General features: G+C 69.0%; 21 protein-coding genes. 10 read left to right on the top strand and 11 right to left on the bottom strand.

The window, feature by feature from the left end:
* Positions 1 to 24 precede the first annotated feature (24 nt).
* On the bottom strand, positions 25 to 1515 hold the full coding sequence (locus tag AB4Y75_RS00950; protein ID WP_441434047.1) for a choice-of-anchor A family protein: 1491 nt from the start codon (positions 1513 to 1515) through the stop codon (positions 25 to 27).
* A 140-nt stretch (positions 1516 to 1655) separates the two neighbouring features.
* On the opposite strand from AB4Y75_RS00950, the gene AB4Y75_RS00945 reads away from it, so the two are divergent.
* The 3 genes from AB4Y75_RS00945 (at position 1656) to AB4Y75_RS00935 (ending at position 4688) form a co-directional block, all read left to right on the top strand.
* A complete protein-coding gene (locus tag AB4Y75_RS00945) occupies positions 1656 to 2609 on the top strand; it encodes a 1,4-dihydroxy-2-naphthoyl-CoA synthase (RefSeq protein WP_441434046.1) in 954 nt (317 codons plus the stop codon).
* A gap of 6 nt (positions 2610 to 2615) precedes the next feature.
* Entirely contained in the window at positions 2616 to 3731 is a 1116-nt protein-coding gene (locus tag AB4Y75_RS00940; RefSeq protein WP_441434045.1) for an AMP-binding protein, read from the top strand.
* Between the two features lie 75 nt (positions 3732 to 3806).
* Positions 3807 to 4688, top strand: a complete 882-nt coding sequence (locus AB4Y75_RS00935; RefSeq protein WP_066215847.1) for a 1,4-dihydroxy-2-naphthoate polyprenyltransferase — start codon at positions 3807 to 3809, stop codon at positions 4686 to 4688.
* Between the two features lie 254 nt (positions 4689 to 4942).
* Here the strand turns inward: AB4Y75_RS00935 and AB4Y75_RS00930 are convergent, their stop codons facing one another.
* Positions 4943 to 5266, bottom strand: coding sequence for a DUF4229 domain-containing protein (locus AB4Y75_RS00930; protein ID WP_441434044.1), 324 nt, complete (start codon positions 5264 to 5266; stop codon positions 4943 to 4945).
* A gap of 249 nt (positions 5267 to 5515) precedes the next feature.
* On the opposite strand from AB4Y75_RS00930, the gene AB4Y75_RS00925 reads away from it, so the two are divergent.
* The gene (locus tag AB4Y75_RS00925) at positions 5516 to 5932 is read left to right on the top strand and encodes a PLDc N-terminal domain-containing protein (protein WP_441434043.1); all 417 of its coding nucleotides are present in this window, start codon (positions 5516 to 5518) and stop codon (positions 5930 to 5932) included.
* Between the two features lie 126 nt (positions 5933 to 6058).
* On the opposite strand, the gene ccsB is transcribed toward AB4Y75_RS00925, so the two are convergent.
* The 5 genes from ccsB to AB4Y75_RS00900 all read right to left on the bottom strand — a co-directional run bounded on the left by ccsB (position 6059) and on the right by AB4Y75_RS00900 (position 10950).
* Positions 6059 to 7072 carry a c-type cytochrome biogenesis protein CcsB gene (gene ccsB / locus AB4Y75_RS00920; protein ID WP_441434042.1) on the bottom strand — a complete coding sequence of 338 codons (1014 nt, stop codon included), beginning with the start codon at positions 7070 to 7072 and terminating at the stop codon, positions 6059 to 6061.
* Complete coding sequence (gene resB, locus AB4Y75_RS00915; protein WP_441434041.1) at positions 7069 to 8832, bottom strand: cytochrome c biogenesis protein ResB; 1764 nt, start codon at positions 8830 to 8832, stop codon at positions 7069 to 7071. The genes ccsB and resB overlap by 4 nt, the downstream gene beginning before the upstream one ends.
* Before the next feature lie 72 nt (positions 8833 to 8904).
* Positions 8905 to 9663 (bottom strand): cytochrome c biogenesis CcdA family protein, encoded by a 759-nt coding sequence (locus AB4Y75_RS00910; RefSeq protein ID WP_441434040.1) that lies wholly within the window; start codon positions 9661 to 9663, stop codon positions 8905 to 8907.
* Positions 9664 to 9666: 3 nt separating this feature from the next.
* A complete protein-coding gene (locus AB4Y75_RS00905) occupies positions 9667 to 10281 on the bottom strand; it encodes a TlpA family protein disulfide reductase (RefSeq protein WP_066215854.1) in 615 nt (204 codons plus the stop codon).
* A gap of 3 nt (positions 10282 to 10284) precedes the next feature.
* A complete protein-coding gene (locus tag AB4Y75_RS00900; protein WP_441434039.1) occupies positions 10285 to 10950 on the bottom strand; it encodes a histidine phosphatase family protein in 666 nt (221 codons plus the stop codon).
* 246 nt (positions 10951 to 11196) lie between these two features.
* On the opposite strand from AB4Y75_RS00900, the gene AB4Y75_RS00895 reads away from it, so the two are divergent.
* The 5 genes from AB4Y75_RS00895 to AB4Y75_RS00875 all read left to right on the top strand — a co-directional run bounded on the left by AB4Y75_RS00895 (position 11197) and on the right by AB4Y75_RS00875 (position 15104).
* A complete protein-coding gene (locus AB4Y75_RS00895; RefSeq protein ID WP_441434038.1) occupies positions 11197 to 11742 on the top strand; it encodes a YceI family protein in 546 nt (181 codons plus the stop codon).
* A gap of 215 nt (positions 11743 to 11957) precedes the next feature.
* Positions 11958 to 12467 carry a hypothetical protein gene (locus tag AB4Y75_RS00890; protein ID WP_441434037.1) on the top strand — a complete coding sequence of 170 codons (510 nt, stop codon included), beginning with the start codon at positions 11958 to 11960 and terminating at the stop codon, positions 12465 to 12467.
* A gap of 115 nt (positions 12468 to 12582) precedes the next feature.
* A complete protein-coding gene (locus AB4Y75_RS00885; protein WP_441434036.1) occupies positions 12583 to 13242 on the top strand; it encodes a hypothetical protein in 660 nt (219 codons plus the stop codon).
* Positions 13243 to 13343: 101 nt separating this feature from the next.
* A complete protein-coding gene (locus AB4Y75_RS00880) occupies positions 13344 to 14222 on the top strand; it encodes a hypothetical protein (protein ID WP_441434035.1) in 879 nt (292 codons plus the stop codon).
* 165 nt (positions 14223 to 14387) lie between these two features.
* On the top strand, positions 14388 to 15104 hold the full coding sequence (locus tag AB4Y75_RS00875) for a GntR family transcriptional regulator (RefSeq protein WP_441434034.1): 717 nt from the start codon (positions 14388 to 14390) through the stop codon (positions 15102 to 15104).
* Positions 15105 to 15109: 5 nt separating this feature from the next.
* Here AB4Y75_RS00875 and AB4Y75_RS00870 read toward each other — a convergent pair whose 3' ends face one another.
* From AB4Y75_RS00870 to AB4Y75_RS00860, 3 genes are all read right to left on the bottom strand, one after another.
* Positions 15110 to 15775: an HAD family hydrolase gene (locus AB4Y75_RS00870; protein ID WP_441434033.1), complete on the bottom strand. Its 666-nt coding sequence runs from the start codon at positions 15773 to 15775 to the stop codon at positions 15110 to 15112.
* A 210-nt stretch (positions 15776 to 15985) separates the two neighbouring features.
* On the bottom strand, positions 15986 to 16720 hold the full coding sequence (locus tag AB4Y75_RS00865) for a redox-sensing transcriptional repressor Rex (protein WP_441434032.1): 735 nt from the start codon (positions 16718 to 16720) through the stop codon (positions 15986 to 15988).
* 23 nt (positions 16721 to 16743) lie between these two features.
* The gene (locus AB4Y75_RS00860; RefSeq protein ID WP_441434031.1) at positions 16744 to 16998 is read right to left on the bottom strand and encodes a glutaredoxin family protein; all 255 of its coding nucleotides are present in this window, start codon (positions 16996 to 16998) and stop codon (positions 16744 to 16746) included.
* Between the two features lie 64 nt (positions 16999 to 17062).
* On the opposite strand from AB4Y75_RS00860, the gene AB4Y75_RS00855 reads away from it, so the two are divergent.
* A complete protein-coding gene (locus tag AB4Y75_RS00855; RefSeq protein WP_441434030.1) occupies positions 17063 to 17878 on the top strand; it encodes an HAD family hydrolase in 816 nt (271 codons plus the stop codon).
* A 414-nt stretch (positions 17879 to 18292) separates the two neighbouring features.
* On the opposite strand, the gene AB4Y75_RS00850 is transcribed toward AB4Y75_RS00855, so the two are convergent.
* The gene (locus tag AB4Y75_RS00850) at positions 18293 to 18391 is read right to left on the bottom strand and encodes a 30S ribosomal protein bS22 (RefSeq protein WP_003792170.1); all 99 of its coding nucleotides are present in this window, start codon (positions 18389 to 18391) and stop codon (positions 18293 to 18295) included.
* Position 18392: the final 1 nt, after the last annotated feature.

Here is an 18392-nt window from a genome sequence, read left to right as displayed (position 1 = left end):
GCCCCGTGGTCACGGGGCCGGGAATCAGTGCCGTCCGCGGCTCCGGACGGTCAGCAGCGTCACGGCGCCGATCACCAGGAATCCGAACGCGGCGAGCGCGGTGGGCAGCAGCGCCGAGGAGGCGCCCGTGACGGCGAGGTCGCCGCTTCCGGTGGCGGTCGGCGTCGCGGACCCGTTCACCGGCGCGCTGGTGGCCGACGACGACGGCGTGGTCACCGGGGCCGTGCTGGTCGCCGGGGCGGACGTGGCCGGGTCAGTGGGGCCCGGCGACGTGGCCGTCTCCGTCGGAACCGGTGACGTGGCGGTCTCGGTCGGCACCGGCGACGTGGCCGTCTCCGTCGGAACCGGCGAGGTAGCGGTCTCCGTGGGCACCGGCGACGTAGCCGTCTCCGTCGGCACCGGCGACGTAGCCGTCTCCGTCGGCACCGGAGAAGACGTCGTGGGCTGCGGCGTCGGGTCCACGGTGCAGCTGGTCAGCTCATCCGGGAACGGGTAGGCGTGCACCTCGGAGCCGTTGCCGCCGTGCACGAAGTCGCCGTTGACGTAGACGCGGCCGTTGTAGCCGGGCACGTCGATGGTCGTGGTGCCGGCCTCGCTCGGAACCAGCATGGAGCCCGGGACCTGGGCCGAGCCCGTCACATGGACATCCTGGGCCTCGGTGTAGTTCCACAGCATGTGGCCTGCCAGCTCGCCGAAGGTGGAGTCGCTGATCGGCACGGGGACGCCGTTGAGCAGCAGGGCGTTCAGGCCCAGGGTCACCTGCGGGCCGCCGGTGACGTTGATGATCATGCGGGCTCCGGCCGGCACGTTCTTGACCTCCAGGGACCGCACCGCGGCGCCCAGAGCCTTGCCGTCCAGGGTGAACACCTGCGTCGTGGAGGCGCCGTCGCCCACCAGATCGATGCCCCAGCCGGTCACGGACACCGTGCCGGTGGCGGGCAGCGCCGCGTAGGAGGCGGACGTCGTCTGGATGCGGGACGGAAGGTCGCGGAAGGCGTCCGCCGCGGTGGAATCGTTGGTGGTGACCTTGCCGCCGTTGGTGCTCAGCTTGGCCACGTCCACGGCGCCGCCGGCCGAAACCGCGCCGCCACCTGGAGTGTTGTTGGCCCCGACGTCGACGGTCACACCGGAGTTCGCGCTCAGCGAGCCGCCGACCACCAGGTGGTCCGTGCCGGGCTGCGGCCACAGGCCGGAGCCGACGCCCGCGGTGCCGACGTTGTAGATCCCGCCGGCCTTGGTCACGGACGCGTCGCCGAGCACCACGGCCTTGCCTTCCATCTCCGCCGCGTTCTGAACCACCGTGAAGCCGCCCTTGACGAAGAGGTTCGGCCGGTTGTCATAGCCCTCGGGCTCGGGGTTGGCGTCGATGCCCGGCAGCGTCTGGACGCAGTTCACAGCGGCGGCCACGGCGGCCGGCGCGCTCTGGACGGCCAGGGCTCCTGCGGCGAGCAGGGCGGCGACCCCGGCCGCCAGGGAGAAGGTGGGCGCGCCGATACGGCGCAGACTGGATTTCATCGAAAGAGGAACCTCGGTGGCTCAAGGTCGCGCACCGCCCCCAGTGCGCCGACTCGTGGTCATGTGGACATAGACGTCAACGTCACTGAGAGTATTCTATCGTTTATTTGAGGAGGGTTTGCCGGGCATAGTATGCACCCATGACCGTCAATGCCCTTCCAGCGTCCGTCTCCGACACCTTCGACCCCCGCCAGTGGCGCGTGGTGGACGGCTTCGATTTCACGGATCTGACGTATCACCGCCAGGTGGAGCGGGCCGAGGACGGCACCATCCTGCGGGACCTGCCCTGCGTCCGGATCGCCTTCGACCGGCCCGAGGTCCGCAACGCCTTCCGCCCCCACACCGTGGACGAGCTGTACCGCGCCATGGACCACGCCCGCATGACCCCGGACGTCGCCACGGTCCTTCTCACCGGCAACGGCCCCTCCCCCAAGGACGGCGGCCACGCGTTCTGCTCGGGCGGCGATCAGCGCATCCGCGGCCGCGACGGTTACAAGTACGCGGAGGGCGAGACGAGCGAGACCGTGGACCCCGCCCGCGCCGGCCGGCTCCACATCCTGGAGGTCCAGCGGCTCATGCGCACCATGCCCAAGGTGGTGATCGCCGTCGTGAACGGCTGGGCCGCCGGCGGCGGGCACTCGCTGCACGTGGTCTCCGATCTCACCATCGCCTCCCGCGAATACGGCAAGTTCAAGCAGACGGACGCCACCGTGGGCAGCTTCGACGCGGGCTACGGCTCCGCACTGCTGGCCCGCCAGGTGGGTCAGAAGAACGCCCGGGAGATCTTCTTCCTGGCGCGGGAGTACTCCGCCGAGGACATGGTCCGGATGGGCGCGGTCAACGAGGCCGTGCCGCACGCCGAACTGGAGACCGTGGCCCTCGGCTACGCGCGCGACATCGCCCGCCAGTCCCCGCAGGCGATCCGCATGCTCAAGTTCGCCTTCAACCTGGCGGACGACGGCCTGGCCGGCCAGCAGGTCTTCGCCGGTGAGGCGACCCGCCTGGCCTACATGACGGACGAGGCCGTGGAGGGCAAGCAGGCGTTCCTCGAGAAGCGCGATCCCGACTGGTCCGACTTCCCGTACTACTTCTAGGACCCCATGCAGAATCTCGACCCCGTCCTTCACGACCTGGCCGCCGCCCTGCACGGGGAAGGGCCCGCCGTCGACTTCGGCGAGCACATCACCACGGTGGAGCTGCCCAGGCACCCGGACGCCGCCGTCGTCGTCCGCACGTCCGGTTCCACCGGCCGGCCCAAGGCGGTGGTGCTCTCCTCGGAGGCCCTGGCGGCCAGCTCCATGGCCACGGCCGTGGCCCTGCGGGGTGAGGGGCAATGGCTCCTCGCGCTGCCGCTGCACTACGTGGCGGGGGTCCAGGTCCTGGTCAGGTCCCTCTTCGCCGGAACGCGACCGTGGGCCATGGACCTCTCGGGCGGTTTCACCCCGGAGGCCTTCGTCGCCGCCGCGGACGAGCTGACCGATCCGGTGCGCTTCACGTCTCTGGTCCCCACGCAGCTCGCGCGGCTGCTGGATGATCCGGCCGAGGACACGCTGCGGGTGCTGCGCCGCTTCACGGCGATCCTGCTGGGCGGCGCGGCCGTCTCGCCCGCCCTGCTGACGCACGCCCGCGACCTGGGCCTGAACGTCGTCACCACGTACGGCTCCGCGGAGACGTCCGGCGGCTGTGTCTACAACGGGCGGGCCCTGGAGGACGTCGACGTGCGCCTCGTGGACGGCCGCGTGCACCTGGGCGGGCCGACCCTCGCGGACGGCTACCTGGACGATCCCCAGGCCACCGAGGACGCCTTCGTGGAACTCGACGGCGAGCGGTACTTCCGCACGAGCGATCTGGGCGAGCTGGACAGCGACGGCGTCCTCCGCGTGACGGGCCGCGTGGACGATGTGATCAACTCGGGCGGCAGCAAGGTCGCCGCGCTGGACGTGCAGCGGGCGCTGGAAGCGCTCGACGGCGTCGCGCAGGCCTTCGTCGGCGGCGTCCCCTCCGCCGAGTGGGGGCAGGCGGTGGCCGCCGCCGTCGTGCTGCGCCCCGGAGCCGCCGTCGACCCGGCAGCACTGGCCGAGGCGCTGCGCGCGGACTTCGGCGCCCTGCGCCCTCGCCTGGTGTCCCTCTGGGACGCGCTCCCCCTCCTGGAGAACGGCAAAGTCGACCGTCAGGCGATCCTTGCCCGGCTCGCCTCCGAACATGGGGGAAAATAGCTACGGCGCATCCGCGCCACAGGTTTTGAAACAGCAGGTTCTGAAACAGCACCCGATGCCGAGCGAGAGGTAACCGTGGCTACAGCCGCCCAGTGGATCCAAGGGGCCCGTCCCCGCACCCTTCCCGCGGCGATCGCCCCCGTGGTGATCGGCAGCGCGGCGGCGTACCAGCTGCACGCCTTCAATCTCGTCAACGCGATCCTGGCGGCGCTCATCGCGCTGCTGCTCCAGGTCGGCGTCAACTACTCCAACGACTACTCGGACGGCATCCGCGGCACGGATGAGAACCGCGTCGGCCCGTTCCGCCTGGTCGGCTCCGGGGCCGCCAAGCCGCGCGCCGTGCTCATCGCGGCCCTGAGCTGTTACGGGCTCTCCATGGTGACCGGCCTCGTCCTGGTCCTGCTCACGCAGACCTGGTGGATGATCCTGGTGGGTCTGGGAGCCGTCATCGCGGCCTGGGGCTACACGGGCGGCAAGAACCCGTACGGCTATCAGGGCCTCGGCGAGCTGTTCGTGTTCGTGTTCTTCGGTCTCGTGGCGACGCTCGGCACCACCTACACCCAGGCGGGGCACATCAGCCTCAGCGCGATCGTGGGGGCCGTCGGAACGGGCCTCATCGCCTGCGCGGTGCTCATGGCGAACAATGTGCGGGACATCCCCACGGACAAGGCCTCCAAGAAGTACACCCTGGCCGTCCGTCTGGGCGACCGCCTGGCTCGCCGCACCTATGTGCTGATGCTCGCGGTCGCCATCCTGTCCTCGCTCATCCTGGCTCCGGAGAACCTCTGGATCCTCCTGGTGCTCCTGCTGATCCCGGCGGCCCTGCTCCCCTGCTGGCTCATGCTCTCCGGCCGGACGGGCAAGGCCCTGATCCCGGTGCTGCAGCAGACGGGCATGCTCAACCTCGGCTACGCCGCCCTGTTCGCGGTGGCGCTCATCCTCCAGCACGGGGTGTAGGGCCCGGGCCGTCCCGGCCGGCCCTGGCATTCCCGCCCTGCCTGCCTGCCTGCCGAGTTCGTGGTTTCCGGGTGATTTCGTGGCTTTTGCCCGCGAACTCACTCGGAAACCACGAACTCGGCGCAGGAAACGCGGGGCCGCGAACTCGGCGTCCGGGTCCTCAGCACCACGAACTCAGCAACGCACCCACGACGACGGATGCCCCGGACCATCGTGGACCGGGGCATCCGTGTGTCTGAGCTGAGGGGGGGGTTCTAAGCGTTCCTGGAGTCCGTGGGGGCGTCGTTCCGGCGGGGTTCCACCGGTTCCGGCAGGCTCTGCTCGGCCCGGCCCACCTCGGCGTCCTCCGCAGCGGCGTCCTTCTCCGCGCGGCCGTCCCGCGAGCGGGAGCCGATGGTGCTGGCCAGCTGGACCGCGGCGTCGTCGCGCTGGCGGCTGAAGAAGAGGTAGCTGACCGCGAACGCGATCACGGCGGCGAAGATCGCGCCAAGGATCAGGCCGGTGCCCAGGAAGAGGCAGATGACCAGAGCCACCGCGAAGAGGGCCAGCCGGATGAGAAGGTACTTCAGATTCGCCACCCCACCATTCTACCGGCCGTTCCTGGGCGATCCCCCGGGGCCCGCACCCGCACCACCCCGGCCCAACACCCCGACCCACCGCCCCCACTCCCCGCCGAGACAGTGAGTTTCCGCTGAAACAGTGTGTTCAGCTCACTGTTTCAGCGGAAACTCACTGTCTCACCGGCAAGGCTCAGCGGCAAGGCACAGCGGCAGGCACAGGCGCACGCGCCCCAGGTGGTTTCCAGGGCGGCTCAGTACACTGGCAGGATGCCCCGGGTCATCATTTCAGTCGTCATCGTCGCTGTCTGCATCTACGCCCTCATCGACTGCCTCCGCACGGACTCCCGTGAGGTGCGCGGGGTGCCGAAGGGCGTGTGGGTCGTCGCGCTGCTTCTGCTGCCGCTCCTGGGCGCCATCCTGTGGTTCGTGCTCGGCCGTCCCCGCACCGCCGCGACGCGTCCGGCCACCGGCGGCCCGGCCTCGAACGGACGAGACGCCGGAGGCGGCGTCACGGGCGGACGCCCGCTGGGCCCCGACGACGACCCGCAGTTCCTGCGCAACCTCGAAGAGCGCCGCCGCAACCAGGAGGAGGCCCGCAAGCTCGAGGAGATGCGCAAGAAGCTGGAAGAGCAGGAACGCCGGCTTCACAAGGGCGACGACGGCGCTCCCGGCCAGGACGCCTGACCCACCTCCGCATCCCGCCTCACGGTCGGCTCCGCGCCCGGCACGGGAAACACCTCAGGCCCGGTCCCAGGATTCCTGGGACCGGGCCTGACGGCTTTCCGGAGCGCTACCGCCCGGGCTATGGCATCACAGCCCCGAGTAGGAGTGCAGGCCGTTGAAGTACTGGTTCACGATCGTGAAGTTGAAGACCACGCACAGGTAGCCGACGATCGACAGCCAAGCGGCACGGGTGCCGGTCCAGCCACGGGTGGCACGGGCGTGCAGGTAGCCCGCGTAGACCACCCAGATCACGAAGGTCCAGACTTCCTTGGTGTCCCAGCCCCAGAAGCGGCCCCAGGCCTTCTCGGCCCAGATGGCGCCGAACATGAGGGTGAAGGTCCAGCCCACGAAAGCGATGGTGTTGATGCGGTAGCTGAAGTTCTCCAGGCTCAGGGCGTTGGGGACCAGGCGCATGAAGCCGAGCTTGTCCTCACGGCCCAGGGCCAGCTGGCCTTCGCGGCGGGACTGGATGAGCTGCAGCACGGACATGGAGAACGTCAGGGTGAAGAGCGCCGAGGACAGCACCGCGATGGAGACGTGGATGATCAGCCAGTAGCTCTGCAGAGCCGGGACCAGGTGGCCCACGGGCGTCCAGAACGCGACCGACGCCGCCACGAGCATGATGATGACGAGGGCCGTCACGAAGGTGCCCACGAAGCGCAGGTCACGCCGCAGCAGCACGAGCAGGAAGACCACGGCCACGAGCCAGGCGCCGGTGGTGAGGAACTCGTACATGTTGCCCCACGGCACTCGGCCGGCGGCGATGCCACGGGTGATCACGCCTGCGCCGTGGATCAGTGCCGCGAGGACGGTGAGGGCGACGGCCACGCGGGCGGGGACGCGCCGTTCCGCGGCGTAGCGCATGGAGGGATCCGCCGTGATGGCGCCACCGCCGGACGCCTCCTGCGACGTGATGGGGGCGCCCGCGCCGACCAGCTGACGGGCCTGCTGCTGCGCGGCACGCTCATCGATCGCCTTCAGGGTGGCGCTGCTCTTGGCCAGATCCCAGGCGAAGGCGATGAACGCCACCGTGTAGGTTCCGGCGGCGAGCAGCATGAAGAGCTCGCTGTACTGCCCCAGCAGCGGGTTCAGCGGTGTCATGAGCTTTCCTTTCCATTGCGCGCCGCCCCGGTGTCGGGCCCGGCCGCGTTCTTTCCATTATCCGCCGTGCTTCCGGAGCCGCCAGGCGGGTCTCCGGGTCCGGCGTTCAATCCCCAGCCGTCCTGAAGCGCCTGCCGGATCTTCGCGGTCTCCTTGGCCAGGCCGTGGTCCTCACCGCGGGCCAGGAGGCCGTACTCGACCATGACCCGGCCGTCGTCGGCGGTTCCGGTCCGGACCCAGGCCCGGCGGCGCCCGACGTAGAGGGAGATCACCAGACCGCCCACGGCCACCAGCGCGAACACGAGCGCAGGGACCTGGCCCGGGTTGTGGCGGACGTCGACGGCGATGAAGCGCTTGAGCCCGTCGAACGTGATGGACCCCTTGCCGTCCGGCAGTTTGTAGGTCTGCCCGGCGTCCAGGACGATACCCTTGGCCGGCAGATCACGGCCGTTGAGCTGCTTGAGGTTCTTCACGTCCAGGCTGAAGACGTTCTGTGGGGCGCCGGAGTCCAGGCCCAGATCGCCGTAGTACGAGTTGAGATTCAGCTGCGGCCTGAGCGGATCCGGATCGGCGCTGAACGCCACGCCCTGGTCGTTGAGCTGGGCGGACGGCAGGAAGAAGCCCACGAAACCGAGCTGGTCCGGCTTGGCGTCCGGCACCTTGATCACCATCGTGGAGGTGTACACGCCGTCCGTCGGGATGGAGGGCACCGGACCCTGCAGGGCCACGTTCCCCTTGCCGTCCCGCACGGTGATGACCGGTGCGTAGCCGTTGCCCACCAGGTAGACACCGGTCCCGCCGATCTCCAGCGGGGAGTTGACCTTCAGGGTCTGCTGCTGCGGAGCCGCGTCCGGACCGTCCTGCGTGGTGACATGGGCGGTGAAGTCGATCGGCTGGCCGAACTGCTTGACGGACTCGCGGTCGTACCGGACATCGAACTTGTCCAGCCGCATCGAGTACGGGCTCAGCCAGGCCGACTGGAAGTTCGTGCCCGGCGTGAACTGGTCATAGCCGACCAGGGTGTTGACGAAGGTCTCACCCTCCACGATCGTGCGCTGGCCGCTGTACCCGAAGAGACCACCGAGAGCCACGGAGACGAGCACGCCCACGAGGGAACTGTGGAACACGAGGTTGCCGACCTCGCGCAGGTAGCCGGTCTCGGCGCCGAGGTGGGGACGCTCGCCGTCGGCGTCGCGGGTCTCCACGCGGTAGCGGCGCTTGCGCAGCACCGCCGCGGCATCCTCCAGCGCCGACGACGCCGACACCCCCTGCCCGGCAGGGATCACCAGAGTGCCGTACTGAGGCAGCCGCGAGATGCGGCGGGGGGTCCTCGGCGGGGCGGTGCGCAGCGCCTTGTAATGCGCCCGCACGCGCGGGATGATGCAGCCGATCAGGGAGATGAAGAGCAGCAGGTAGATGGCGGAGAACCAGTAGGACGCGTAGACGTCGAAGAGCTGGAACCGGTCCAGCCACGGCCCCGTGACCGGGTTGTTCTTGATGTACTGCGTGACCACGGCGGGGTTCGCCGGGCGCTGCGGGAAGAGCGAGCCGGGGACGGCCGCGACGGCCAGCAGGAGGAGCAGCAGAAGGGCCGTGCGCATGCTGGTGAGCTGGGTCCAGGCCCAGCGGAGCATCCCGATCGGTCCCAAGACGGGGACGGCGACGTCCTGCTTGCCGGACTTCTTGCCCTGCGCCTTGGTGCCCTGCGCTTTCGTGTCCTGCGCCTTCGTGTCGTCGGGCTTCTTCACCGTCTCACTCATCCGTGCTTCTTCCCTGTCTGCGCTTTTCCCTGTCCGCGCTTCATGTCCTCTGGTCCCATTACCGCGCCGGCCCTAGATGGGCAGCTTCACCTCGTTCTGGAACCAGGTCTGGAGCTGAACCGTCCATTCCCCCCACAGGCCGCTGATCATCAGCAGGCCCAGGGCGATCAGCATGAGCCCACCGAGGCGCTGGATGGCGAGCTTGTGCTGGCGGAAGAACTTCATGACGCCCATGCCGCGCCGGACCGCCAGGGCGATCAGCAGGAACGGGATCCCCAGCCCGAGGCTGTAGGCGAAGGCCAGCAGGGCGCCCTTGGCCGCCGTCGAACCGCCCGAAAGACTGAGCAGCTGCACCGCCGAATAGGTCGGGCCGATGCACGGCGCCCAGCCGAGGCCGAACGTCATGCCCAGCAGGGGCGCGCCCCAGAGACCCGCGGGAGGCTTGGCCTTGAGCTTGGCGTTGCGCTGGAAGAAATCGAAGCCGCCCAGGAAGATGATGCCCATGATCACCACGACCGCCCCGAGCCAGCGGGTGACGGTCGGCAACCGATCGCCGGAAATCAGTCCGCCGAGCTGACCGAACGCACCTCCCAGCAGGACGAACACCACGGAGAAGCCCAGCACGAACAACGCCACGCCCGCGAAGATCCGGCCGCGCCGTTGCTTCTCCAGGTCCACTCCGGTCAGGCCCGTGACGTAGCCGAGATATCCCGGCACGAGCGGCAGGACGCAGGGTGAGAGGAAGGAGACGAGCCCGGCGAGCATGGCCACCGGGACCGCCAGAAGCAGCGACCCGTTGAGCACGGTCTCCGCGAAGGGGTTGTTGGGCATGGATCAGGCCCGCTCCGCCAGCGCGGACGCGATGAGGGTCTTCAGCGTGCCCTTCTCGAGCTGACCGAGGATGCGTGCGCTGACCCGGCCCTTTCGGTCGAAGATCAGTGTGGTGGGCACCGCCCCCGGAGGAACCAGGCCGGACACGGAGAGCAGCACCTGCCCGTCCTTGTCATTGAAGCTGGGGTACGTGATGCCGAAGTTCTTCTCGAACGCCTCGGCAGTGGCCTTCTCGTCGCGGAGATTGACGCCGTAGAATTCGACGCCCTTGGGTGCGAACTCAGTGTGCATCGCCTTGAGGTCCGGCGCTTCGACGCGGCAGGGCGCACAGGCGGCGAACCAGAAGTTCATCACCACCACTTTGCCTTCGAGGTCCTTGCTGGTGACGCGCTTCCCGTCGAACAGCACACCCTGGAAGTCCTTGGCCGCCTTGCGCTGATCCGGGGCGAACTCAGTGACGGAGCCGTCCCCGGCCACGTAGTTCTTGTTGTCCCCGGCCCGGGCCTGCTTGGCGAGGGGATCGTCCTGGCTGCACGCGGACAGGGCGAGGCCCAGCAGGCCGGCGCCCGCGAGGCCGAAGACCTGACGGCGGTCCAAGGGGAAACGTTCGGTGCTCATCGCTCAGGCTCCCGGGGTGGTCGAGGCGCCCACCAGGAGGTCGGCGGCGGGTTCGCGGTACGTCACGCCCACCAGCCGGCCGGCGTCGTCGAACAGGAGGGACGTGACCGAGGTGAGCGTGCATTCACGCTTGCGGGGATCATGGGCCAGGCGGCGGCCTTCCGCGGCCAGGCGCGTGGACCAGATGGGCAGCTGGTGGCTGACGATCACGGCTTCGGCGCCCGCGCCGGCCCGTGCGACGGCGGTCTCCCGGGCCTGGTGCACGGCGGCCATGACGCGGCTCACCTGAGCGGCGTAGGGCTCGCCCCAGGACGGGCGCAGGGGATTCACGAACCGGGGCCAGTGCTTGGGCTTGAGCAGCTCCTTGCGGCTGACGCGGAGCCCTTCGAAGTGATTCTCGGCCTCGATGACACGTTCGTCCGTCTCGATCTCCAGCCCCAGGGCCGCGGCGGTGGGGGCGGCGGTCTCCTGAGCCCTGAGCAGCGGCGATGCCACCAGGTGGACGATGGAGGAGCCCGCGTCGCGCTGTGCGCCGAAGTACTCACCGAGGCGATCCGCCATGCGATAACCACGTTCAGAGAGGTGGAAGCCGGGGAGCCTCCCGTAGAGGACGCCGTCCGGGTTGTGGACCTCGCCGTGGCGCATCAGATGAACGATTGCATGGGGCATGGCTCCATTTTCTCAGAGTTTAAGGGCGTCCCGGGCCAGAGTGGCCTCGCAGCGGCTGAGAATCCGCCATGAATCGGCGGGCGGCGCCGAGCGACTCCGGACATGTGACTGGCGCCACGCGGGAAGTTCAGGAAAAATTTTCCAGACCCGGGAACAAAAGATGCATATGCATGTTTATACTGGGTGACAGAAGGTTGGTTGAGGCTTCAACCAATCGACATGAGTGATCTGACAAGGAGAACCCCCATGAGCATCCCCACCAACCTCACCGCTGGCACCTGGACCCTCGACCCGTCGCACAGCGAAGCCGCCTGGACCGTCCGCCACGCCGGCATCAGCAAGGTGCGCGGCACCTTCGGCGAGCTCGCCGCCACCGTCACCGTCACCGAGGATGACGCGGCCGTCGACGCCACCATCCAGGCCGACAGCATCAGCACCGGCGACGCCAACCGCGACGGCCACGTCAAGGGCGCCGACTTCTTCGACGTCGAGCAGTTCCCCACCCTGACCTTCAAGTCCACGGGCATCGAGGGCGACGGCGAGGACTACAAGCTCAACGGCGACCTGACCATCAAGGGCGTCACCGTCCCCGTCACCTTCGACGCCGAGTTCGGTGGCGTGGCCGTGGACCCGTTCGGCAACACCCGCGCCGGTGTCTCCGCCGAGACCACCATCTCCCGCAAGGAGTTCGGCCTGACCTGGAACGCCGCCCTGGAAGCCGGTGGCGTGCTGGTCTCCGACAAGGTCAAGATCAACCTGGAGCTCTCCTTCCTGGCCCCGTCCGCCGGCTGAAGCCCGCCCAGCGCACGGCCGCCGCATCGTCCTGAGGGATGACGCGGGGCCGCAGATGCCCGACGACGCCGCCCGGCGTCGTCGGGCATCGTGCGTTCCAGGACGTCATCGCAGTTCACACTCACCGTTACCTCGGGGTAACGGATGCGTTGCGCTCCGGCGAAAGTTCCGCCCGGGTCTATCGGGAGCGGCCGGACGAACCTAAAGTGTGGATTATGAGCAGCCAATATCCCGGGGCACCGGGCACCGCACCCAGCAATGAACCTCCCGCGGGTCTCGGCTATGCAGCCCCGGCCCGGAACAGCTTCGGTTTCGACACGAAGAACCTCGCCGTCCGTCTCAAGGACGTGTCCGGCGTCCCGCAGCAGCTGGTCTACTCCTACTGGCTCTGGCTGGCGGGGGCCGCGCTCGGCGTGCTCCTGTCGATCATCAACGTCTTCATCGTGTCCGCCACCCTCGGCTCTTACGCGGGAGTGGTCATCGGCGCGTCCATCGGCGGGATCATCTGGAGCATCATCTGGGCCGCCGTCGTCATCTTCATCGCCATCCGGCTCAAGGAGGGCTCCCGCTGGGCACGGATCGTCCTCAGCATCCTCGGCGCCCTCGCCGTGATCGGACTGATCGTGAGCCTGGCCGGCCTGAGCATCTCAGCCATCGGCTCTGCGGTCACGGTCGCCGCGGCCGTCCTCATGTGGCTGCCCGAGTCGCAGAAGCACTTCGTCTGAGGACTGGAAGAATCATCCCCTGGGCTGGGGAAACTGTTCCGCCCAGGGGATACGGTAGAAGGAACGCCGTGTTCCTGGCGGCGGACCCGTACATGCCGTTCACGAAGGAGCTGTCATGAGCAGCACACCCAACGAGCCTGCAACCCCTCAGCAGCCAGGCCAAGACCAGACGTCCAGCGCACCGCAGCCCGGCGCCTCTCAGGCCGGACCACCGCAGTACGGCGCGACTCCGCCGAGCGCACCTCAATTCGGCGCTCCCCCGGCCTACGGCGCTCAGCCCGGCCCGGCGGCACCCGGATACCCCGGAGCTCCGCAGTGGCCCGGCGAGAGCCTCCAGCCGGGCGGCCAGACCCCCGTGGAACGCCCGAAGAAGGTCGAGATCTCCTTCTGGCTCATCATCGTGGCCGGCGTGCTCAACCTCGTCAGCGCCATCCTCACCGCCATGCTCATCGGAGACACCGCTCAGTACCGCGACCTGGTCCGCCAAATGGAGCAGTCCGGCGGCAGCGCCGACTCCCTCCGGTCCACGCTGACGGTGACGGCCATCGTGGTCGGCGTCGTCCAGCTGGGGCTGTATCTGCTGGTCGCGTTCTTCGTCCGCAAGGGCGCCAACTGGGCACGTATCCTCGGCACGGTCTTCGCCGCGCTGTCACTGCTCAGCCTGGTGGGCGGCAACGCCATGAGCATCATCGTGGTGCTGCTGGGCGTCGCGGCCATCGTGCTCCTCTACCTCAAGGACACCAGCCCGTACTTCGCCAAGCGCCCGAAGTTCTGAGCGCGCCACCCACGCATCACACCGCCAAGAAGCCAGGGTGGGACGCCGCAGGCGCCCCACCCTGGCTCGTCCGGGGCCAGGCCCCAGTCAGGGAATCCCACATGAACAGCCACACACCCACCCCGGAACCGGGCCAGGAACCCGTCGTGCCGGGAGGTGGCTCCGGGCAGGACGCTCAGACGGCCCCTGGGCAGACCGGAAGCACCCCGGCGGCGGGACCCGGCGAATCCCGGCCGGCGCCGCCTCAGTACGGGCTCCGCGCCGCGGATCTCGGCCTGCCCTCCCCCTACGAGCAGTATCAGCGGGAGCAGGAGGCCGAGGCCCGTGCGCGCGCCGCCCAGCAGGGCGGATGGCAGGGACAGGCTCAGCAGCCCGGACCGTATGCGCCCCAGCCTGGTCCCTACGCGCCCCAGCCTGGTCCCTACGCGCCCCAGCCTGGTGCTCAGTCCTGGCAGTCGCCCGTCAACCCCGCGCAGTGGTTCCAGGGAACGCCTCCTGAGAAGCCCGAGGAACCCCGGACCATCGGCTGGGCTTTCTGGCTCCTCCTGTCCGCCTGCGCCTTCGGATTGATCGCGTCCCTGCAGACGCTCCTGTCCGTCGACTTCGACACGCTGTTCAACGCAGCCCTCACAGAGGCCTCCAAGTCCTCCAGTTACACGTTCTCGCAGGAGAGCAGGGAGTCGCTCAAGACGCTCTTCTTCGTCACCATGATCCTCGGATTCGTTATCAACGTGACCCTCTACATCCTGGTGGCGGTCTTCGTCCGGAAGGGCCGTCAGTGGGCCCGGATCCTGGGCACGATCCTGGCTGCGATCTCCGTGACCGGCTTCGGCGCCGCCATGATCCTGGATCTGCTCAGCATCGTCTGCGGCATCGTCGCCATGGTCCTGTGCTGGCTGCCCGACTCCAACGTCTTCTTCGCGCGCACGAAGCTGCACCGGGACTTCCAGAAGTTCGCCCGCTTCCGCGCACCGAACTGAGCCCCGGAAGCCACTTCGGCTCTCCCGGAACGACGACGGCGCACCCACCGCGGGCGCGAACGGCACCGGCGCTTCGTCCCCGGCGGTGTTCGCGGCCGGGGACGTCGGCCCGCCGGGGTGTATGGCTGCCGGGTGCGCGGTACGGCCGGGCGATAGGCTGAGCCCGTGACCGGCAGCTCCCCTTCGCAGCGCATTGAAAGCGCCCTCCGGGACTCCATCGCGTCCGGGCGGTACGCGCCCGGAATGAAGCTGCCCGCCGAACGCGAACTCGCCGCCGAGCTGGGCGTGAGCCGGATGACCCTGCGGCAGGCTCTCGAGACGCTCCAGTTCCAGGGGGTCCTCCGCCGCCGCCCCGGCCGAGCCGGCGGCACTTTCGTGGCCGGAGAGGCCCCGGTCCTGGAACTCGGCTCTCCCCAGGGGCTTTTCCAGCAGCTCACCCGGACGGGCGCCGTGGTGGAATCCCGGATCCTGCTCGCGGCCACCTCCACGGCGCCCACCGAGGTCGCCGACGCCCTCCGGATCGGTCCGGAGGATCCCGCCCACCGGCTCCGCAGACTCCGGTTCCTCGACGGTGAGCCGCTCGTGATCGAGGACTCCTGGTTCCCCGCGGAGAGGCTCCCGGGTTTCGCCGTCGAGTCGCTGACCGGCTCCGTGTACGCGCGCCTTGAGACCTTGGGCTGGCAACCGGTCCGGAAGGTCGAGGACCTCATCCCGTCGGTGGCCGCCCCGGAGGAACGGGAGCTGCTGGGCGTCGGGCCGCGGCACCCGGTGCTCCGCATCGAGCGGACCGCCTACCGTTCGGACGGTCTGCCCGTCGAGTACGCGCGGGACACTCACCGGTCGGACGCCCTGCGCCTGCGGGTCACCACCGGCGAGTCCTGAGCCGTTCAGACGGCCAGCGCCGCCAGCTCCCCGAGTGGATGCACGCCCACCGGGGCGGCCGAGGCCAACGGGCCGACCAGAACGCAACTCATGCCCGCGGCCCGGGCGGCGGACACCCCGGCGAGGGAGTCCTCGAACACCACGGTGTCCCCGGCGGCGGCGCCCAGCAGCTCGGCGCCCCGGACGAAACCTTCGGGATCGGGCTTGCCGCGTTCGACGTCGTCGCAGCAGACCGTGGCCGAGATCAGCGGAGCGAGTCCACTGTCCTCCAGCGCGGGTTCCAGGAGCCGCCGCAGCGTTCCGGTCACCACGGCCACTTTGGTTCCCGACGCCACCAGTTCACGGACCAGGGCCACGTGCGCGGCGGGAATCCGTGGTTCGCGGCGGACCTCCCGGAGATAGCCCGCGCAGAGGTGGTCCAGCACGCGGTCGGCACTCTCCTCACTGTCCGCCAGGGCCGCGCAGATGTCGGGGTCGCTGAGACCCACGAACCGCTCGCGGTATTCTTCGAGGCTCAGCTCCACGTCGCACACCTCCCGGGCGGCCTCCGCATAGAGCCGCGCCATGAGGTCCTCGTCGAGTGACAGCGTGCCGTTGAAGTCGAACAGCACGGCCGAGGCCGAGTCCAGGAGCGCGCGGACGGTGTGATGAGCGGAGGAGGTCAGGGGCACGGGATGTTCCTTCGTCGCAGGAGAGCTTCTGAGGGGAACAGTAGAGGCCCGGAACCCTGGAATTTTTGGTCTAGACCAAAGTTTACCGAGTGTTCTCGCGCCCGGCGGACACTCTTCACCGGAACGGCCGTCCCCGCCGGGGCAGAGCAGACAAGCGGGCCGGTCAGGCGGATCGGTCAGGACCGCGCGGCCGGTCAGGGACGCGAAGCGTCAGTCGACCAGCCGCTGGGCGTGATAGGCGAGGATCTGCAATTCGGTGGCCATGTCCACCTTGCGCAGGTTCACACCGTCCGGGACCTGGAGGGTGATGGGCGCGAAACTCAGAATGCTCTTCACCCCGGCCGAGACCACACGGTCGCACATCTCCTGGGCCACATGCGCCGGCAGGGCCAGGACCACCATGTTGGCGCGGGTCTGCGCCAGACCCGTCTCAAGGCCGAGGACGTCGCTGACCCGCAGGAAACCGATCTCCTGGCCCACGATCAGCGGATCGGCGTCGAAGATCGCCACGATCTCGAAGCCGCGCGACTGGAAGCCGCCATACCGGGCCAGGGCTCGGCCCAGGTTGCCGGCGCCCACGATCGCCACTTTCCAGTCCAGCGTGAGTCCCAGCGCCGCGGCGATCTGGCGGTTGAGGTAGTCCACCTCGTAGCCCACGCCGCGGGTGCCGTGCGAACCGATGTAGCTCAGGTCCTTGCGGAGCGTCGCCGAGCTCACGCCGGACGCCTCCGCCAGCGCCTCGGAGGACACCCGTTCCACGCCGTCACCCGTGAGCGAATTGAGGGCACGGAGATACAGCGTCAGACGCGCGACGGCGGCCGGCGGGATCTGCTTCACCCCCGGTTCGGCGGACGGGTAGGCTCCCACCGCGTCCCGCGCGCTCCTCGGCACCACCACGGGAGGCTTCCCCCCGGTCGGCAACGGGCTCAGTTCTTTCTTCTTCATCACTTCGTCATCAACGGCCTCGGTCAGCCCTGCTGCGCATCGCGCAGTTTCCGTTCCAGGCGGGCGGGGTCGATCGTCCAGAAGTCGCGCTGCACGCCGTCGATCATCACCACAGGCACCTCATCGGCGAACCGCTCACGCAGCCCGGCGTCGTCGTCGATCAGCGATTCCTGCCAGGGAACACCCAGCCGGGCGGCCACCTCGGACACGGTCTCACGGGCCGCGGCGCACAGATGACAGTCCTTCTTGGTGATGAGGAGAAGTTCAGGGACCCGCATCCTTCCACCGTAGCGGCATCGGGCCGCCCACGGCACATCAGCGCTGTTGGATAGACTCCTGTTCATGGCCTCCACGCGAACCGAATCCTCCCCCAGCGTTCCCGTGGCCGACCTGCACCGCCATGAAGCCGCCTTCTTCGACGTGGACAACACCCTGATCCGTGGCGCCAGCATCTTCCATGCCGCACGCAAGATGTACGAACGGAAGGTGTTCACACTCCGCGACGCCGCATCCTTCGGATGGCAGCAGCTCAAGTTCGTGGTTCGGGGCGAGAAGCTCTCGGACGTCCACGAGATCCGGGACCGGGGCATGCGGATCGCCGCCGGCATCCGCGCCGAGGACGTCGCCACCCTGGGTGACGAGGTGTTCGAGGAGAGCATCTCCAGCCGGATCTGGCCCGGCACCCGGGCCCTCGCCGAGCAGCACCTGCGCGTGGGCCGGCGGGTCTGGCTCATCACGGCCACCCCGATCGAACTGGCCGAACCCATCGCCTCCCGTCTCGGCCTCACCGGTGCACTGGGCACCCGGGTCGAAGTGGTCGACGGCGTGTACACCGGGCGACTGGTGGGCGACATCCTCCACGGGCCCGCCAAAGCCGACGCGGCCCGCGCCCTGGCCGAGGCAGAAGGCCTGGACCTGGCGGAATGCTGGGCCTACAGCGACTCCCACAACGACATCCCCCTGCTGAGCATGGTGGGCCACCCCGTCGCGATCAACCCCGACGCCGGACTGCGCCGTCACGCCAAAGCCCAGAACTGGCCGGTCTACGACTTCCGCTCCGGACGGCGCGCCGCCACCCTCGGCCTGAAGGCGGCCACCGTGGGCGGGGCGGTGTACGGCCTCTGGCGTGGAGTCAACCACGCCCGCGGGCGGAAGTAGTTCTTCCTGTTGTGCCGGCTTTCGCGGGTTTTCACGCGGCTTAGACACGAGCCTCCGGGGACGCCTGGTCGAGATTGCAGTTTCTCGGGGACCACGCCTCCGATCCCCGAGAAAGTGCAATCTCAACGGCACCCCCGCCTAGGGCCTCCCCTCACGGAGCAGGCGTCCACCCGGAACGTCACCGGCCGGCTTGGTGCCCACGGATGCGACGCAACGGTGACATCAGAGAGCCAGCGGGGGTTCCCGGAAGCGGCGCATCGCACGCCGCAGCGAGGAACGAGCGAAGGTGGGTGTCTAAGCCGCGGGGGAACCCCCGCCGGCCACCCACCCAACGCAACCACCGCCGTCGTCGCGCGTTAAAAGCACCAGGCCCGGAACCTGACGGTCCCGGGCCTGTACGCGTGCGAAGTATCTCTACTTCTTATTGCGGCGCTGGTGGCGAGTCTTGCGAAGCAGCTTGCGGTGCTTCTTCTTGGCCATGCGCTTGCGACGCTTCTTGATAACTGAACCCACA

It is taken from the genome of Arthrobacter sp. RAF14 (genome assembly GCF_052114185.1).
GTDB lineage: Bacteria > Actinomycetota > Actinomycetes > Actinomycetales > Micrococcaceae > Arthrobacter_E.
Note: the sequence above shows the minus strand (reverse complement) of the source record. Positions and strands in the feature narration are given on the sequence as shown.

Bases quoted from the DNA above. Each gene is read 5' to 3' on its own strand.
- AB4Y75_RS00880 (WP_441434035.1), top strand. From the start codon at position 13,344: ATGAACAGCCACACACCCACCCCGGAACCGGGCCAGGAACCCGTCGTG.
- AB4Y75_RS00925 (WP_441434043.1), top strand. From the start codon at position 5,516: ATGCCCCGGGTCATCATTTCAGTCGTCATCGTCGCTGTCTGCATCTAC.
- AB4Y75_RS00855 (WP_441434030.1), top strand. From the start codon at position 17,063: ATGGCCTCCACGCGAACCGAATCCTCCCCCAGCGTTCCCGTGGCCGAC.
- ccsB (WP_441434042.1), bottom strand. From the start codon at position 7,072: ATGACACCGCTGAACCCGCTGCTGGGGCAGTACAGCGAGCTCTTCATG.
- AB4Y75_RS00860 (WP_441434031.1), bottom strand. From the start codon at position 16,998: ATGCGGGTCCCTGAACTTCTCCTCATCACCAAGAAGGACTGTCATCTG.
- AB4Y75_RS00950 (WP_441434047.1), bottom strand. From the start codon at position 1,515: ATGAAATCCAGTCTGCGCCGTATCGGCGCGCCCACCTTCTCCCTGGCG.
- AB4Y75_RS00900 (WP_441434039.1), bottom strand. From the start codon at position 10,950: ATGCCCCATGCAATCGTTCATCTGATGCGCCACGGCGAGGTCCACAAC.
- AB4Y75_RS00910 (WP_441434040.1), bottom strand. From the start codon at position 9,663: ATGCCCAACAACCCCTTCGCGGAGACCGTGCTCAACGGGTCGCTGCTT.
- AB4Y75_RS00865 (WP_441434032.1), bottom strand. From the start codon at position 16,720: ATGAAGAAGAAAGAACTGAGCCCGTTGCCGACCGGGGGGAAGCCTCCC.
- AB4Y75_RS00905 (WP_066215854.1), bottom strand. From the start codon at position 10,281: ATGAGCACCGAACGTTTCCCCTTGGACCGCCGTCAGGTCTTCGGCCTC.
- resB (WP_441434041.1), bottom strand. From the start codon at position 8,832: ATGAGTGAGACGGTGAAGAAGCCCGACGACACGAAGGCGCAGGACACG.
- AB4Y75_RS00890 (WP_441434037.1), top strand. From the start codon at position 11,958: ATGAGCAGCCAATATCCCGGGGCACCGGGCACCGCACCCAGCAATGAA.
- AB4Y75_RS00895 (WP_441434038.1), top strand. From the start codon at position 11,197: ATGAGCATCCCCACCAACCTCACCGCTGGCACCTGGACCCTCGACCCG.
- AB4Y75_RS00940 (WP_441434045.1), top strand. From the start codon at position 2,616: ATGCAGAATCTCGACCCCGTCCTTCACGACCTGGCCGCCGCCCTGCAC.
- AB4Y75_RS00885 (WP_441434036.1), top strand. From the start codon at position 12,583: ATGAGCAGCACACCCAACGAGCCTGCAACCCCTCAGCAGCCAGGCCAA.
- AB4Y75_RS00945 (WP_441434046.1), top strand. From the start codon at position 1,656: ATGACCGTCAATGCCCTTCCAGCGTCCGTCTCCGACACCTTCGACCCC.